Here is a 15,644-nt window from a genome sequence, read left to right on the forward strand (position 1 = left end):
CGGCCCCGGCCGGGACCGGCGCGGCGAGCGCAACCGCCGCCGCCGCCACCACCACCACCACCACCACCACCACCACCGCTTCCGCTTCCGCTTCCGCTTCCGCTTCCGCCAAGAAGTCCTCCAGCAGCTTCAACCCCTGGTGGCTCCTCGGCGTCGGCCTGATCGCGGGCGCGGGCATCGGCATGTACATCAGCTTCAACCGGAGTAGGCGACGGGTATGACGGTACGTCGAAGTGGCACGGTGGCCGGACTGCTGGCCACCGCACTCCTCCTGGTCCTGGCAGCGGTCACCCCCGCCGCCGCCAGCAGCTACCGCTACTGGTCCTTCTGGCAGGGCTCGGGCAGCAACTGGACCTATCAGCAGGCAGGCCCCAACACCTACCGCCCGGCCGACGGCTCGGTCGACGGCTGGCGCTTCGGCGTCAGCGCCGACAGCGCGAGCGCGGCCAAGCCGGAAGCGGCCCCCGACTTCGCCGCCATCTGCGGCGGTACCCCCGCCGTCAGCGGCAAGAAGCGCGTCGCCGTGGTCATCGACTACGGCACCGCCGCGGAAGCGCCCTCCGGCTCCACCCCGCCCAGCACCACCCCGCGCAGCAGTTGCGCCGTCCTGGCCACCGACGCCACCTCGGCCCAACTCCTCGCTCAGGTGGCGCCCCCGCTGCGGTACGACAGCAACGGCATCCTGTGCGCCGTCGACGGCTACCCGAGGACCGGCTGCGGCGAGGTGGTCAGCGGCGCAGCCGCGACCAGCACCGCCACCGCGGCCGCCACCGGCAGCGCGACCGCCGCCCCCGCACCCGCCAAGTCCTCCAAGGGCGCAGGCTGGGTGATCGGCGCCGTGCTGCTCCTCGTCCTGATCGGGGCCGGGTACTTCCGGACCCGTCGCCGCAAGTCCGAGTAACCGACTGTGCCGCAGCGCAACCTGCACCCGGGCGCCTGGTGGCTCTGGGCCCTCGGCCTGGCCACCGCCGCCTCCCGCACCACCAACCCGCTGCTGCTGCTCCTGATCACCGCCGTGGCCGGCTATGTCGTGGCAGCCCGCAGGACGGACGCGCCCTGGGCCCGCTCCTACAGCGTGTTCCTCAAGCTCGGCCTCCTCGTCCTGGCCATCCGCATGGTGTTCTTCACCGTCCTCGGCTCATCGATCCCCGGTATCCACATCCTGTTCACGCTCCCGCAGATCCCGCTCCCCTCCTGGGCCCCGGGCGTCCAACTCGGGGGTCCGGTCAGCCTCGAAGGGCTGTGCTTCGCCCTGTACGACGCCCTGCGGCTGGCCGTCCTGCTGGCCTGCATCGGCGCGGCCAACGCTCTGGCCAACCCGGCCCGGCTGCTCCGCAGCCTGCCCGGCGCGCTGTACGAGGCCGGGGTCGCCGTCGTGGTCGCGCTCACCTTCGCGCCGAACCTGGTCGCGGACGTGGGCCGGCTCCGCGCCGCCCGCAGGCTGCGCGGCCGTACCGAGCGCGGCGCCAAGGCGCTGCTCACCGTCGGCGTCCCGGTTCTGGAGAACGCCCTCGAACGCTCCGTCAGCCTGGCCGCGGCCATGGACACCCGCGGCTTCGGCCGCACCGCGGACGTACCCACCGCCGTCCGCCGCACCACCGCAGCCCTCACCCTCGCCGGGCTGCTGGGCGTCTGCGTCGCCGCCTACGGCCTGCTCGGCGCGGACGGCAGCGTCTGGGCGCTGCCGCTGCTCATCGTCGGAGCGCTGGCAGCAGCCGGCGGACTGCTGCTCGGCGGCCGACGAGCCGTCAGAACCCGCTACCGCCCCGACCCCTGGGCCTGGCGGGAATGGACCGTAGCCGGCTGCGGTATCGCGGTAGCAGTGATCATGGTCAGTCTGGGCCCGGCCTTCGCCGACGCCCTCAATCCCCCAGCCGTACCGCTCGCGGCTCCCACGCTGCCCCTCCTTCCCGCAGCGGCGATCCTGGTCGGGCTGCTGCCCGCCGTCACCGCCCCCGTAGCACCCCGTGCCGCTTCCGTCTCCCGTCCAGCTTCCGTCTCCCGCTCGAAGGAAACCCCGTGATCACCTTCGAACAGGTCTCAGTCACGTATCCCGAAGCATCGCACCCGGCACTGACATCCCTCGATCTCACCGTCCCCGAGGGCGAGCTCTGCCTGCTGGTCGGCCCCTCGGGATCGGGCAAGTCCACCCTGCTGGGCACCGTCAGCGGCCTGGTCCCGCACTTCACCGGCGGCGTGCTGCACGGCCGGGTCACCGTCGCCGGACGCGACACCCGTACCCACCGCCCCCGCGACCTCGCGGACGTCGTCGGCACGGTGGGCCAGGACCCGCCGGCGCACTTCGTCACCGACACCGTCGAGGACGAACTCGCCTACGGCATGGAGTCCCTGGGCCTCGCCCCCGAGGTGATGCGGCGCCGGGTCGAGGAGACCCTGGACCTGCTCGGCCTCGCCGAACTGCGCAACCGCCCGCTGGCCACTCTCTCCGGCGGCCAGCAGCAGCGGGTCGCCATCGGCTCCGTACTGACGGTCCATCCGAAGGTCCTGGTGCTGGACGAGCCCACCTCGGCACTGGACCCCGGCGCCGCCGAGGAGGTCCTCGCCGTCCTCCAGCGCCTGGTCCACGACCTGGGCACCACGGTGCTGCTCGCCGAGCACCGGCTGGAACGCGTCGTCCAGTACGCCGACCAGGTCATCCTGCTCCCCGGCGGCGGCCAGGCGGCCCGCTTCGGCGAGACGGCCGACATCATGGCCGTCTCCCCGGTGCACCCCCCGGTGGTCGCCCTGGGACGGGCGGTCGGCTGGTCCCCGCTCCCCCTCTCGGTCCGCGACGCCCGCCGCCGAGCCGCCCCGCTGCGCGCCCGGCTGGCCGACCTGAAGCCCGCACCGGCGCCGTCACCGTCCGGACGATCCGCCGGGTCCGCTCCGTCCTCTGGGTCCGACGCGTCCACCGCGTCCACTCCGTCCGCTCCGTCCCCTTCGCCCGCTCCGGGCTCAGCCCTCGCCGACGTCACCGCCCTCGCCGTCCGCCGAGGCGGCGTTGAAGCCCTTCGCCGAGTGGACCTCACCCTCCATCCCGGCCAGATCACCGCCCTGATGGGCCGCAACGGAGCGGGCAAGTCCACCCTGCTCAACTCGCTCGTCGGACTGCACGCTCCCACCTCGGGCCGGGTCGACGTCGCAGGCCTGACCCCGCACAAGGCCAAGCCCGCCGTCCTGCTCAAGCAGGTGGGCCTGGTTCCGCAGGAACCCCGCGACCTGCTCTACTGCGACAGCGTCGGCGCCGAGTGCGCGGCCGCCGACCGGGACACCGGCGCAGCTCCCGGCACCTGCCGGGCCCTGGTCGAACGCCTGCTCCCCGGCATCCCGGACGCCGTCCACCCGCGCGACCTCTCCGAGGGCCAGCGGCTCACTCTCGCCCTGGCCGTCGTGCTCACCGCGCGACCCGGCCTGATCCTGCTGGACGAGCCCACCCGGGGGCTCGACTACGCCGCCAAGTCCCGCCTGGTGGACATCCTCCGCGACCTCGCCGCCACCGGCCACGGCGTCCTGCTGGCCACCCACGACGTGGAACTCGCCGCCGAACTGGCCCACCGCACCGTCATCCTGGCCGAGGGCGAGATCGTCGCGGACGGCCTGACACCCGAGATCGTCGTCTCCTCCCCGGCCTTCGCCCCCCAAGTCGCCAAGATCCTCAACCCGGAGCCCTGGCTGACGGTCCGCCAGGTCACCGAGGCGCTGGCAGGCAGCGAAGGCAGCCCAGGCAGTGTAGACATCGCAGGCCAGATATGAGTGCCGAGCGGAGCACCGACCGCCTCGCCCTCTCCCGCCCGGTCCCCCTCGGCCGCCGCTCCACCGCCATGCTGCTGCTGGTCTCCGCGATCGGCGTGGTCGGCTTCGGCTGGCCCCTGCTCGCCGCCCCCACCTCCGGCCTGGCCCATTCCGGCGACGCCCCCTGGCTGTTCGCACTGCTGCTCCCGCTGCTGCTCGCGGTCGTGGTCGCGCAGATCGCCGAGGGCCGGGTCACCACCGGCGGCCAGGCCGGGCTCCAGACCAAGTCCATCGCCCTGCTCGGCGTCCTCGCCGCAGCAGGCGCCGCACTCCGACCCCTGGGCGCGGGCACAGCCGGCCTGGAACCCACCTTCTTCCTGATGGTGCTCTCAGGACGGGTCCTCGGTCCAGGCTTCGGCTTCGTCCTCGGCAACCTCTCCCTTTTCGCCTCCGCCCTGCTGACCGGCGGCGTCGGCCCCTGGCTCCCGTTCCAGATGCTCGCCATGGGCTGGGTCTGCCTGGGCGCCGGCCTGCTACCCGCCCCCGCCACCCTGCGCGGCCGCCGCGAGTTGTGGACCCTGGCCGTATACGGGGCGGTCTCGGCCGAGCTGTACGGACTGGTGATGGACCTCCAGGGCTGGCCCTACATCGCCGGCCTGGGCACGGCCGTCTCCTACGTCCCCGGCGACCCCCTCGGCGCCAACTTCGCCCGCTTCCTCGCCTACCACTTCACCACGGCCCTGGGCTGGGACATCCCCCGTAGCCTCCTCACCGCCGTCCTCTGCCTCACCCTCGGCCACCCCCTCCTCGCCGCCCTCCGCCGAGCCTCCCGCCGAGCAGCCTTCGACGCCCCGACCACTTTCCGCCCGCCACCGCCGCCTCCGCCGCCGCCACTGCGTTGACGCCCCACGCCTGCAACGGCATTCGCCCTGACGCGACCTTGCCATTCACGCACCGATTTCCACCGAACCCCCGCCACTGGGGGGCGCACGCCCGGCCCCGCGCCCGGGCCCCCGCTTGTCGCTGCCTTGCGGCGGAGCCGCGAGACGGCGCATGTTTCGGAGGTCGGCCGCACCCCGGCAACTCGGCCGCGGAGGAATCCCGTGTCCCCCTCCCCGGCGCCTCCCTATGATCACCGCATGGCTACCGCTTCCCTGAACGGCGTCTCCGTCAGCTACACCGACGAGGGGGACCGCAGCGCCCCCGTCCTCCTCCTGATCCACGGGCATCCGTTCGACCGCTCCATGTGGGAACCCCAACTGGCAGCAGCCGTCGCGGCCGGGCGTCGCGTCGTCGCGCCCGACCTGCGCGGATACGGTGGGACGAGCGTCGTCCCCGGCGTGACCGGCTTCGAGGCGTTCGCCGCCGACCTGGCCGCCCTCCTCGACCATCTCGGCGTCGCCTCCGCCGTGGTGGGCGGGCTGTCGATGGGCGGTCAGATCGCCATGGAGTTCTGTCGTCTCCACGCGGACCGCGTCCAGGGGTTGATCCTCGCGGACACCTTCCCGCGCGCCGAGACCCCGGAAGGGAAGGTCTTCCGCAACAACCTGGCGGACCGCCTGCTCAAGGAGGGCATGGACGGCTACGCGGCCGAGGTGATCGACAAGATGGTCGCGCCGGCGACCATCGCCGCACGGCCCGAGGTCGCAGCGCACGTCCTGCGGATGATGCGTTCGACCTCGCCCGAGGGTGCCGCCGCGGCCCTCCGCGGGCGGGCCGAGCGGCCCGACTACTGCGAGCTGCTGAGCCGGACGGCCGTCCCCGCCTGGGTCGTGGTCGGCTCGGACGACACCTACACCCCGGTCAGCGACGCCGAGTTCATGCACCGGCAGCTGCCGCACTCCACCCTCACCGTCATCGAGGGAGCGGGCCACATGCCCAACCTGGAGTACCCGGCGGAGTTCAACGCCGCGCTGACCGCCTATCTGGAAGGCCCCGCCGCCTCCACCCGTTAGCCCTGGCGGCACCGGTGGCTCGGGTGGGCAGAAGAGACGACGGACCCGGCCTCCCCTGCTCAGATCCGCTGCAGGATCGTCCCGGTCGCCAGCGCGCCGCCCGCGCACATGGTGACCAGGGCGAACTCCTTCCCCGTGCGCTCCAGTTCGTGCAGCGCCGTGGTGATCAGGCGGGCGCCGGTCGAGCCGACCGGGTGGCCCAGGGCGATGGCGCCGCCGTTGACGTTGACCTTGTCCATGTCGGCCTCCATCACCTGCGCCCAGGACAGCACGACCGACGCGAAGGCCTCGTTGATCTCCACCACGTCGATGTCGGAGAGCTTCATCCCGGCCTTGCCCAGCACCGCCCTGGTCGCGTCGATCGGGCCGTCCAGGTGGTAGTGCGGGTCGGTGCCGACGACGGCCTGGGCGACGATGCGGGCGCGCGGGGTCAGCCCCAGCGCCCGTGCCGCGCGCCGGGACGCCCACATCACCGCGGCCGCGCCGTCGGAGATCTGCGAGGACGTGCCCGCCGTGTGCATCGCGTTGGGGAGCACCGGGCGCAGCCCGGCCAGCGCCTCCAGCGAGGTGTCCCGCAGCCCCTCGTCCCGGTCGAACAGGCGCCACATGCCGTGGCCGGCGAGCTGCTCCGCCTCGGTGGTCGGCACCTGCACGGCGTACGTCTCGCGCTTGAACCGCTCCTCGGCCCAGGCGTTGGCGGCGCGCTGCTGCGAGGCCTCGCCGAAGCGGTCCAGGTCGATACGGCTGAGGCCGCGCCGCCGCGCGATCCGCTCGGCGGCCTCGAACTGGTTGGGCAGGTCGACGTTCCACTCCTCAGGGAACGGGCGCCCGGGCCCGTGCGCGGAGGCGGCGCCGAGCGGCACCCTGGTCATCGACTCGACGCCGCAGGCGATGCCGACGTCGATCACCCCGGCCGCGACCATGTTGGCGACCATGTGGTTGGCCTGCTGCGAGGAGCCGCACTGGCAGTCGACCGTGGTGGCGGCGACCTCGTACGGCAGGCCCATCGCCAGCCAGGCGGTGCGGGCGGGGTTCATCGACTGCTCGCCGGCGTGGGTGACCGTCCCGCTGACGATCTGCTCGACGACGTCCGGCTGCACGCCCGTGCGGGCGAGCAGCTCCCTGAAGGTCTCCCCGAGCAGATAGCCGGGGTGGAGGTTGGCGAGGGCTCCGCCTCGCTTACCGATGGGGGTGCGCACTGCTTCGACGATGACGGGTTCAGCGGCCATGACTCGCCCTCCGGAAGCTCCGGCGCCCTCGGACGCCGGAGAGAACTGATACGCGTTCTAGTTCTGGCCACCTTTGTATTCGCCGTGAGCACTGTCACGCAAGGCTCTTGCGCGGACCAGAACTCCGCGGCGGTCCCAGGGCTTCCCCCCGGGAAGTCGCGGCACTACGGTCGTGGGTGTATCTGACGATGCGTCAGCTGACTCGTCGGTAGCTTTGGAGGCCCCGATGACCTGCCCGGCCCTGCCCGACGGCTTCGACTTCACCGATCCCGACCTCAACCAGCAGCGGGTCCCCCTCCCGGAACTCGCACTGCTGCGCAGCACCGCCCCGGTGCAGTGGATCGCCCAGCCGCACGGCACCACCGGCTTCGACGACGGGGGCTACTGGGCGGTGACCCGGCACGCCGACGTCAAGGAGGTGTCCGTCCACCCGGAGACCTTCTCCTCCAGCCTCAACACCGCGATCATCCGCTTCAACCCGGAGATCACCCAGGAGGGCAAGGACGGCCAGAAGCTGATCATGCTCAACATGGACCCGCCGGAGCACACCCGGCTTCGCCAGATCGTCCAGCGCGGGTTCACGCCGCGGGCGATCAACGCGATGCAGCAGGCGCTGCGGGACCGGGCCGAGCGGATCGTGGCCTCGGCGCTCAAGGAGGGCACCGGCGACTTCGTCCGCGACATCGCCTGCGAACTGCCGCTGCAGGCCATCGCCGAGCTGCTCGGGATACCCCAGCAGGACCGGGCCAAGATCTTCGAGTGGACCAACAAGATGGTCGCCTACGACGACCCGGAGCTGGCCGTCACCCAGGACGTCGGCATGCAGTCCGCGTTCGAGCTGATGATGTACTCGATGGGGATCGCCGAGGAGCGGAAGGGCTGCCCGGCCCACGACATCGTCACCCAGCTGGTCAGCGCCGAGGGGCAGGGCAACCTCAGCTCGGACGAGTTCGGCTTCTTCGTGCTGCTGCTGGCCGTCGCCGGGAACGAGACCACCCGCAACGCCACCAGCCACGGGATGCACGCCATGCTCACCCACCCCGAGCAGTGGGAGCTCTACAAGGAGCGCCGGCCGCAGACGGCCGCCGACGAGATCGTCCGCTGGGCCACCCCCGTGATGTCCTTCCAGCGCACCGCGACCCAGGACACCGAGCTCGGCGGGGTAGCCATCGGCGCTGGTCAGCGCGTCGGCATCTTCTACAGCTCGGCCAACAACGACCCCGAGGTGTTCGACCGCCCGGAGCACTTCGACATCCTCCGCGACCCCAATCCGCACCTGGGGTTCGGCGGCGGCGGACCGCACTTCTGCCTGGGCGCGAACCTGGCCCGGGTGGAACTGGACCTGATCTTCAACGCGATCGCCGACACGCTCCCGGCGATCCGGCTCGCCGGCGAGCCGCGGCGGCTGCGGTCCGCGTGGCTCAACGGGGTGAAGGAGCTGCCCGTCCGGTACGTGTAGCGGTGGGACCTCGGCTGCGGCATGTGCCGGGCCGACCGCGCAGTTCCCCGCGCCCCTGGGGGCTGCAACTGAACCACAGTGAGCAAGCTGCACCATCAGGGGCGCGGGGAACTGCGCGACAAACCATGCACACGCCGCGGCCAAAAGCGGGAGACTAGCCCGTTCGGACCCCACCGCAGGCAGCCCCGCTGCTCCGCTGAAAGCCTGATGACCGGTCCGTTCGGACCGCATCGGTACAGCGGACAGCGGAGGGTCGATGGCCCAGCAGCAGGCAACCGCGGGGGCGCCGGACAGAGCACCGATCGAGGAGAGCTCAGGCCGGGTCAGGCTGGTGTTCCTCGGCGTGATGCTGGGCATGTTCCTGGCCGCCCTCGACCAGACCATCGTCTCCACCGCGCTGCCCACCATCGTCGGCGACCTCGGCGGGGCCAACCACCTCTCCTGGGTGGTCACCGCCTACCTGCTCGCCGCCACCGCCACCACCCCGCTGTGGGGCAAGCTCGGCGACCTCTTCGGCCGCAAGTACGTCTTCATCATCTGCATCGTCATCTTCCTGATCGGCTCGGCCCTCTGCGGCGTGTCGCAGAACATGCTCCAGCTGATCATCTTCCGGGCCCTGCAGGGCCTGGGCGGCGGCGGGCTGATGGTGCTGGCCATGGCGGTCATCGCGGACGTCGTGCCGCCCCGGGACCGGGGCCGCTACCAGGGCGTCATCGGCGCCGTCTTCGGCGTCTCCTCGGTGGTCGGACCGCTGCTCGGCGGCTTCCTGGTGGACAACCTCAACTGGCACTGGGTCTTCTACGTCAACCTGCCGGTCGGCATCGTCGCGCTGTTCGTGATCGCGACAGCGCTCAAGGCCAAGAACCCGGACGTCCGCCCGAAGATCGACTACCTGGGCACCTTCCTGCTGGCCGCCGCCTCCACCTGCCTGGTCCTGATCGCCAGCCTCGGCGGCACCACCTGGTCCTGGAACTCCGTCGAGGTGTGGGGCTGTGCCGTCGGCGCGGCCCTGCTGATCGGCGCCTTCATCCTGGTCGAGCAGCGGGTGGACGAGCCGGTGCTGCCGCTGCGGCTGTTCCGCAACCCGGTCTTCACGGTCTGCTCGGGCATGGGCTTCGTCATCGGCCTGTGCATGTTCGGCGCGCTGTCCTACATCCCGCTCTACATGCAGGTCGTCAACGGCAACTCGCCGACCGTCTCCGGGCTGCGGCTGCTGCCGATGATGGCGGGCGTGCTGATCACCTCGATCGGCACCGGCCAGCTGATCAGCAGGACCGGGAAGTACAAGATCTACCCGATCATGGGCACCGCGCTGACCGCGGTCTCCCTGGTGCTGCTGGCCCAGGTGGACGACACCACCAGCGACACGATCATGGGTCTGTACATGCTGATCCTGGGTCTGGGACTGGGCCTGGTGATGCAGGTGCTGATCATCGCGGTGCAGAACGCCACCGACTTCTCCGACCTCGGCACCGCGACCTCCGGCGTCACCTACTTCCGCTCGATCGGCGGCTCCTTCGGCGCGTCCATCTTCGGCACCGTGCTGAACAACCAGCTGAACCACAAGATCAGCTCGGCCCAGGCGAACGGCACCCTGTCGCCGCAGTTCCCGGCGAAGGAGGTGCTGGCCGACCCGACCATCGTGCACAAGGCGCCCGCCGCACAGCGACCGCTGCTGGAGCCGTTCCTGCACATCTACGCCGTCTCGCTGCAGACGGTCTACCTGGTTGCGGCCGCGATCGCGGTGATCGCCTTCCTGCTGGCGCTGTTCCTGCGCGAGGTGCCGCTGCGCACCTCGACCCGTACCGCGGAGAGCGGCGAGGCGGCCGGACTGCCGACCTTCCGCACCTCGGCCGAAGAGATCGAGGGCATGGTCACCCGGCTCTCCAGCCGCGAGAACATCTGGGAGCGCTACGGGCGGGCCATCGACAGGGCCGGCCTCGACATCAGCGTGCCGATGGCCTACGGACTGTTCCGGCTGCACCACGCCGGTCCGGTGACGGTGGAGGAGATCTGCCGTCGCAACAAGTTCAAGGCGGACGAGATCCGGCCCAAGCTGGACGCCATGGAGCAGTCGGGACGGATCCGGACGGACCCGGACGGGACGATCCGGCTGACCCCCCAGGGCGACGAGGTCATCACCAAGCTCAGTGAGGCACGACTCGCCCTGCTCAACGAGAAGTTGGAGGGCTGGTCGCCGGAGCAGCACGCAGAGCTGGTGGCGATGCTGAGGGAGCTGGCGGACAACTCGATGGACGCCCCGGGACAGGTGATGAACTGACGCTCCCGGCGCCCTGACCGCGACCGCATCGTTGTTCTCGCTGGACACGGCTGCCACAGTGAACTGATGTCCTGCATAATCGTCCCCTGTTCGACTTGGCACAGGGAGCTGATGGTGGGACAGATCTGCGGCAGATGCGGCCTGGCGTTGTCGAGCGGCGGCTGCGGCTGCCGTCCGGACGACGCCGAGACGGCGGTGCTGCCGGTCATCGGCGGCCCTGAGCTGGTACGTCCCTACGTGCACCCGGCCGACGCCGCCGACAACGCCGAAGCGCGGAACGAACCGGCGGCCCCCGGGACCGCCCTCGAACCCCTGCTCCCGGCCGCCCGCTATCTGCCGGCCACCGCGCGGATGCCCGAACGGGGCGGCTCCGGGCATCACCGGGCCGAGCCGCGCGACAACCTGCCGGTGCTGCGCACCGCCCCGCTGCCGGCAGTCCGGCACCGCGCGGGCCCCCCGAGCGCGGGGCGGCGCAGACGGCGCGGTCTGCTGATCGCCGCGGGTGCGCTGGCAGTGGCCGGTCTGGGAACCGTGGCGGCAGCCGTCCCGCACATATTCAACGGCGGCACCACGGACCAGTCGCTGCCGGGGCCCGGGGTGACCGTGGCGATGGCCTCGTCGGACCCGGACACCGCCACCGCGGACGCCCCGTCCGCGTCCGCCGCCGCCACCTCCCCGTCGGCGGCGGCATCCGCCGCGGCGACCCGGCGCGCGGCGGCGCAGACCTCGACCTCCGCGCGTCCCGCACCGAGCTCGCCGCCCTCGCAGACCCGGTCGCAGTCGCAGTCGCAGTCGCGGAGCAGCAGCGCCTCGCCGAGCCCCACGCCGCCCAGCAGCACGCCGTCCGCCTCGGCCGCCGCGTCGGCGTCCGCCGCCCTGGCCGGCGGGTCGACCAGCCTCCAGTTCGGCGACTCCGGCTCGGCCGTGGCGACGCTGCAGTCGCAGTTGCGCGCGCTGTGGATCGACCCCGGCCTCAAGGTCGACGGCGACTACGGATCCCGTACCGAGCAGGATGTGGCGACGTTTCAGGTCTGGTTCGGCGTCCAGGGCGACCCCAGCGGCGTGTACGGGCCCAACTCCCAGGCCAAGATGGCCCAGCTGCAGCACCAGCACTGACCCGAGCCGACCCGCGCCGACCGCACCGGGCCGGGCGGCGTCAGCCGGTGATCGCACCGAACAGGCTGACGCCGGCCATTACGACCATGATGACGGCGGCCACCTTGGTGATCACCGCCAGCGGTACATGCTTCATCAGCTTCTGGCCGCCCACGATCGCGATCGCCGCCACCGCGCACAGCCCCAGCCAGGAGCCCAGGAACACGGACAGCGGGTCCGCGTACTTCGCGGCCAGGTTCGCGGTGGTGATCTGGGTCAGGTCGCCGAACTCGGCGATCAGCACCATCAGGAAGCCCGCCCCGGCGACCCGCCAGAACCCGGTCGACCTGGGCTCCTTCACCGACTCGTCGTCCTCGTCCTCCTCCTTCTGCAGGAGCAGCATCAGCGCGCCGCCGAGGAACAGCAGGCCGACGACCAGCTCCACCCAGCGCTGCGGCAGCAGGGTGAGCAGACTGCCGGCCGCGACGGCCAGCGCGGCGTGGACCGCGAAGGCGGCGGCGATTCCGGCGAAGACATAGCTCGCGCGGTAGCGGGTGCCCAGGACCAGACTGGCCAGCGCCGTCTTGTCGGGCAGTTCGGCCAGGAAGATGATGCCGAACGTGATCGCCATGATGGTGATGTTCACGGTGGTGTGCGTCCTTGGGAGGTCATGAGCGCTGCCCCGGCTTCATGATCCGTTCCCGGAGTCGCTTCGGCCCGGCAGGACTCGGGGCCGAAGACGTCCGCATCCGTCGGGGTACGACGAGGCGGACGGGGAACCTGGAGTGACTGCGCGGCCGAAGGTCTCACCAGCACCAGCCGCCGTTGGACGCTCAGCGGTGCCCCGGGCGCCGGGCGGCCCGCGTGGAGCGGGGCTGCCGGTATGTCGACGGTCCGGTGGGGGCTACTCCCCTTCGATCAGCGACAAGCCTACCTGACATGCTCGACAATCCATGCCCCCAAGGGTGAGGGTGAGGGTATGGAGTACACCTCACTCGGCCGCACCGGCCTGTCCGTGTCCCGCCTGTGCCTGGGCACGATGAACTTCGGCCCGCTGACGGCCGAGACCGAAGCCCACCAGATCATGGATGCCGCCCACGAGAGCGGCATCAACTTCTTCGACACCGCCAACGTCTACGGATGGGGTGAGAACAAGGGCCGCACCGAGGAGATCGTCGGGACCTGGTTCGCGCAGGGCGGCGGACGCCGCGAGCGGACCGTGCTGGCCACCAAGCTCTACGGCCGGATGGCCCCGGACGGGGCGGCCCACTGGCCCAACGAGGACAAGCTGTCCGCGCTGAACATCCGCCGCGCGGTGGACGCCAGCCTCAAGCGGCTGCAGACCGACTACATCGACCTCTACCAGATGCACCACGTCGACCGGGCGACTCCGTGGGAGGAGATCTGGCAGGCGATGGAGGTGCTGACCGCCCAGGGCAAGATCCTCTACGTGGGCAGCAGCAACTTCGCCGGCTGGCACATCGCCACCGCGCAGGCGGCCGCGGCCAAGCGCAACTTCCTCGGCCTGGTCGCCGAGCAGTCCCTCTACAACCTGCTGGCCCGCACCGTCGAACTGGAGGTGCTGCCCTCGGCCGAGTACCACGGCCTGGGCGTCATCCCCTGGTCCCCGCTCCAGGGCGGTCTGCTCGGCGGCGTGCTGCGCAAGGCCGGCGAGCAGGGCGGTCGCAGCGCCGACCGTGCCAAGAAGCTGTCGGCCGCCGAGCGCGACCAGCTGCAGGCGTACGAGGACTTCTGCGACAAGCTGGGCCAGGAGCCCGGCACCGTCGCGCTGTCCTGGCTGCTGCACCAGCCGACCGTCACCGCTCCGATCATCGGACCGCGCACCCCCGGCCAGCTCGAAACCGCCCTCAAGGCGGTGGAGGTCAAGCTGGACCAGAGCGACCTCGACCGGCTGGACGAGATCTTCCCGGGCCACCGCACCGCCCCGGAGGACTACGCCTGGTAGCCGTGGCCGACACGGCGGCGGCAGCACAGGAGACCGGTAAGAGCACCACAGCCCGTTGACGCCCCGACAGGTGTGCAACGGGCTGGTCCGGGAGCTGATCACGGCCTCCGGGCATGCCGGAGTCGGCCGACAGTGGCCGGCTCCGGCATTTCCATAGCGCACACACAGCCCGAGCGCCACGGTTCGCCCGTGTCATCGTTGTACGATCCGTCACGCCCGCCTACGTCATCGAGTCGGCGCATTCGACGATCACCGAGGTGGCGTGTGCCTCAGCAAGCAGATCTCAGCCTTCGGCCCCGGACCGTGAAGCGTCCCGGACCCGAATCCCGGCTGGCCCAGCGGACCGTGTGGGTGCTTCCCACCCTGGCGACGCTCCTCCTCGGCCTGTTCCAGTCGCCCCACCCCGAGCTGTGGCGGGACGAACTGGCGAGCGTCGACGCGTCCAGCCGCAGCATCGGCCAGCTGTTCGACCTGCTCGGCAATGTCGACGCCTCAACCGGCTTCTACTACGTGGTCCTGCACTTCTGGACGGCGGTGTTCGGCGACTCGCCGGCCGTCCTGCGGCTGCCCTCGGTGCTGGCGATGGCCGGCGCTGCCGCCTGTGTCGCGCTGACCGGCAGACGCCTCTTCGGGCGCTGGGCCGGGATCTGCGGGGGCCTGCTGTTCGCACTCGTCCCCAGCATCTCCCGGTACGGCCAGGAGGCCCGCGCCTACGCTTTCGCCGTCTGCGCGGTGGCCCTGGCCACCCTGCTGCTGCTCCGTGCGTTGGACGGCGCGACGGCACGGGTCCCGGACGAGCGGGCCCCGAGGATTCCCGAGCAGGGCCCGACGGACGTCCGCCGGAAGACGTCGTGGGGCCGCTGGGTCGGCTACGGCGCCGCGCTGCTGCTGATCGGGCTGTGCCACATCGTCGCGCTGGCCTGCCTGGCCGGGCATCTGGTGCTCCTGCTGCTGCACTGGCTCCGGACCCGCGACAACCGCGCGCTCCGCTGGTGGGCGGGCAATGTCGTGGCGGCCCTGGCGCTGCTGTCGCCGCTGGTGGTCCTCGGCCAGTCCCAGGTGGGCAACCAGCTCAACTGGCTGCAGGCGCCCAGCCTGGCGCATCCGGGGACGACCCTCAAGTGGATGCTCGCCTCGCTGTTCGCCTCGACCGGTGTCACCGTGCTCTTCCTCGTGCTGAGCCTGTTCGCGCTGCTGCTCCGGCGCCGCTACCGCGACCAGCTGCTCTTCGTGGTCGCGAGCGTGGTCCTGCCGATCCTCGCCATTCTGGTGATCTCCCGTCTGGGCACCTCCTACTGGCTCGGCCGCTATCTGATGTTCACCCTGCCGGCCTGGTCGGTCCTGGCCGGCGCGGGCACGATCGCGGTGGCACGGCTGCTCGCGGACCGGCTCGCCCCCGGCTCCCGCCGGGTCAGGCGACGCATCTTCGCCGGCGCCACCGCGCTGAGCGTCGCCGTCGCCGTCCTGGTCGGCTACTCGGACCAGGCCGCGATTCGCTCCTACACCTCGCACAGCGACACCCTGTACCCGAGGATCTGGCCGGGCTCCGACTGGGACTACCAGGGAGTGGCGCGGGTGCTGAAGCAGCACGCCCGATCCGGGGACGGCGTCTACTACGGCGGGTCCCCCATCTACTTCGCGGGCGCCGGCGTCGAGTTCTACCTCGACGGCGCAGTGCGGCTGGACCAGTTCCTGGTGACCCGACCGGCCGCCGAGACCGGCAGCTACAGCCCGGGCTACTGCACCGACGTCTCGGCCTGCGTCGCCAAGGCTCCCGACCGGGTGTGGCTGGTCACCGCACCCGACCGGCCGGGGCCGGAGGACTCGAAGGCCCTGCGTGCACTGCTGGGGTCGGGTACGTTCAAGGTCACCGCCCGGTACTCGATGGACAACGTGGTCCTGACCCTCGTGGAGCGAAAGGGCTGAC

General features: G+C 71.5%; 12 protein-coding genes. 10 read left to right on the forward strand and 2 right to left on the reverse strand.

Annotated elements, in window-relative coordinates:
• Positions 1 to 217: 217 nt before the first annotated feature.
• The 5 genes from TR46_RS15775 to TR46_RS15795 all read left to right on the forward strand — a co-directional run bounded on the left by TR46_RS15775 (position 218) and on the right by TR46_RS15795 (position 5,687).
• Positions 218 to 901: an SCO2322 family protein gene (locus TR46_RS15775; protein ID WP_042400722.1), complete on the forward strand. Its 684-nt coding sequence runs from the start codon at positions 218 to 220 to the stop codon at positions 899 to 901.
• Positions 902 to 907: 6 nt separating this feature from the next.
• Positions 908 to 2,023 (forward strand): energy-coupling factor transporter transmembrane component T, encoded by a 1,116-nt coding sequence (locus tag TR46_RS15780; RefSeq protein ID WP_042400725.1) that lies wholly within the window; start codon positions 908 to 910, stop codon positions 2,021 to 2,023.
• A complete protein-coding gene (locus TR46_RS15785) occupies positions 2,020 to 3,753 on the forward strand; it encodes an ABC transporter ATP-binding protein (protein WP_042400728.1) in 1,734 nt (577 codons plus the stop codon). The genes TR46_RS15780 and TR46_RS15785 overlap by 4 nt, the downstream gene beginning before the upstream one ends.
• On the forward strand, positions 3,750 to 4,634 hold the full coding sequence (locus TR46_RS15790) for an ECF transporter S component (RefSeq protein WP_042400732.1): 885 nt from the start codon (positions 3,750 to 3,752) through the stop codon (positions 4,632 to 4,634). The genes TR46_RS15785 and TR46_RS15790 overlap by 4 nt, the downstream gene beginning before the upstream one ends.
• A 237-nt stretch (positions 4,635 to 4,871) precedes the next feature.
• Positions 4,872 to 5,687: an alpha/beta fold hydrolase gene (locus TR46_RS15795; RefSeq protein ID WP_042400735.1), complete on the forward strand. Its 816-nt coding sequence runs from the start codon at positions 4,872 to 4,874 to the stop codon at positions 5,685 to 5,687.
• 59 nt (positions 5,688 to 5,746) lie between these two features.
• On the opposite strand, the gene TR46_RS15800 is transcribed toward TR46_RS15795, so the two are convergent.
• On the reverse strand, positions 5,747 to 6,916 hold the full coding sequence (locus TR46_RS15800) for a steroid 3-ketoacyl-CoA thiolase (protein ID WP_042400737.1): 1,170 nt from the start codon (positions 6,914 to 6,916) through the stop codon (positions 5,747 to 5,749).
• A gap of 226 nt (positions 6,917 to 7,142) precedes the next feature.
• Between TR46_RS15800 and TR46_RS15805 the strand changes: the two genes are divergently transcribed.
• The 3 genes from TR46_RS15805 to TR46_RS15815 all read left to right on the forward strand — a co-directional run bounded on the left by TR46_RS15805 (position 7,143) and on the right by TR46_RS15815 (position 11,772).
• Entirely contained in the window at positions 7,143 to 8,375 is a 1,233-nt protein-coding gene (locus tag TR46_RS15805; protein WP_042400741.1) for a cytochrome P450, read from the forward strand.
• A gap of 256 nt (positions 8,376 to 8,631) precedes the next feature.
• Entirely contained in the window at positions 8,632 to 10,656 is a 2,025-nt protein-coding gene (locus tag TR46_RS15810) for an MFS transporter (RefSeq protein WP_042400744.1), read from the forward strand.
• Positions 10,657 to 10,767: 111 nt separating this feature from the next.
• On the forward strand, positions 10,768 to 11,772 hold the full coding sequence (locus TR46_RS15815; RefSeq protein WP_052432846.1) for a peptidoglycan-binding domain-containing protein: 1,005 nt from the start codon (positions 10,768 to 10,770) through the stop codon (positions 11,770 to 11,772).
• 40 nt (positions 11,773 to 11,812) lie between these two features.
• Here TR46_RS15815 and TR46_RS15820 read toward each other — a convergent pair whose 3' ends face one another.
• Positions 11,813 to 12,382, reverse strand: a complete 570-nt coding sequence (locus TR46_RS15820; RefSeq protein WP_042400941.1) for a TMEM165/GDT1 family protein — start codon at positions 12,380 to 12,382, stop codon at positions 11,813 to 11,815.
• A 348-nt stretch (positions 12,383 to 12,730) separates the two neighbouring features.
• Between TR46_RS15820 and TR46_RS15825 the strand changes: the two genes are divergently transcribed.
• On the forward strand, positions 12,731 to 13,717 hold the full coding sequence (locus tag TR46_RS15825; protein WP_042400746.1) for an aldo/keto reductase: 987 nt from the start codon (positions 12,731 to 12,733) through the stop codon (positions 13,715 to 13,717).
• Between the two features lie 303 nt (positions 13,718 to 14,020).
• Positions 14,021 to 15,643: a glycosyltransferase family 39 protein gene (locus TR46_RS15830; protein WP_052432847.1), complete on the forward strand. Its 1,623-nt coding sequence runs from the start codon at positions 14,021 to 14,023 to the stop codon at positions 15,641 to 15,643.
• Position 15,644 lies beyond the last annotated feature (1 nt).

It is taken from the genome of Streptacidiphilus carbonis (assembly GCF_000787775.1).
Lineage (GTDB): Bacteria > Actinomycetota > Actinomycetes > Streptomycetales > Streptomycetaceae > Streptacidiphilus > Streptacidiphilus carbonis.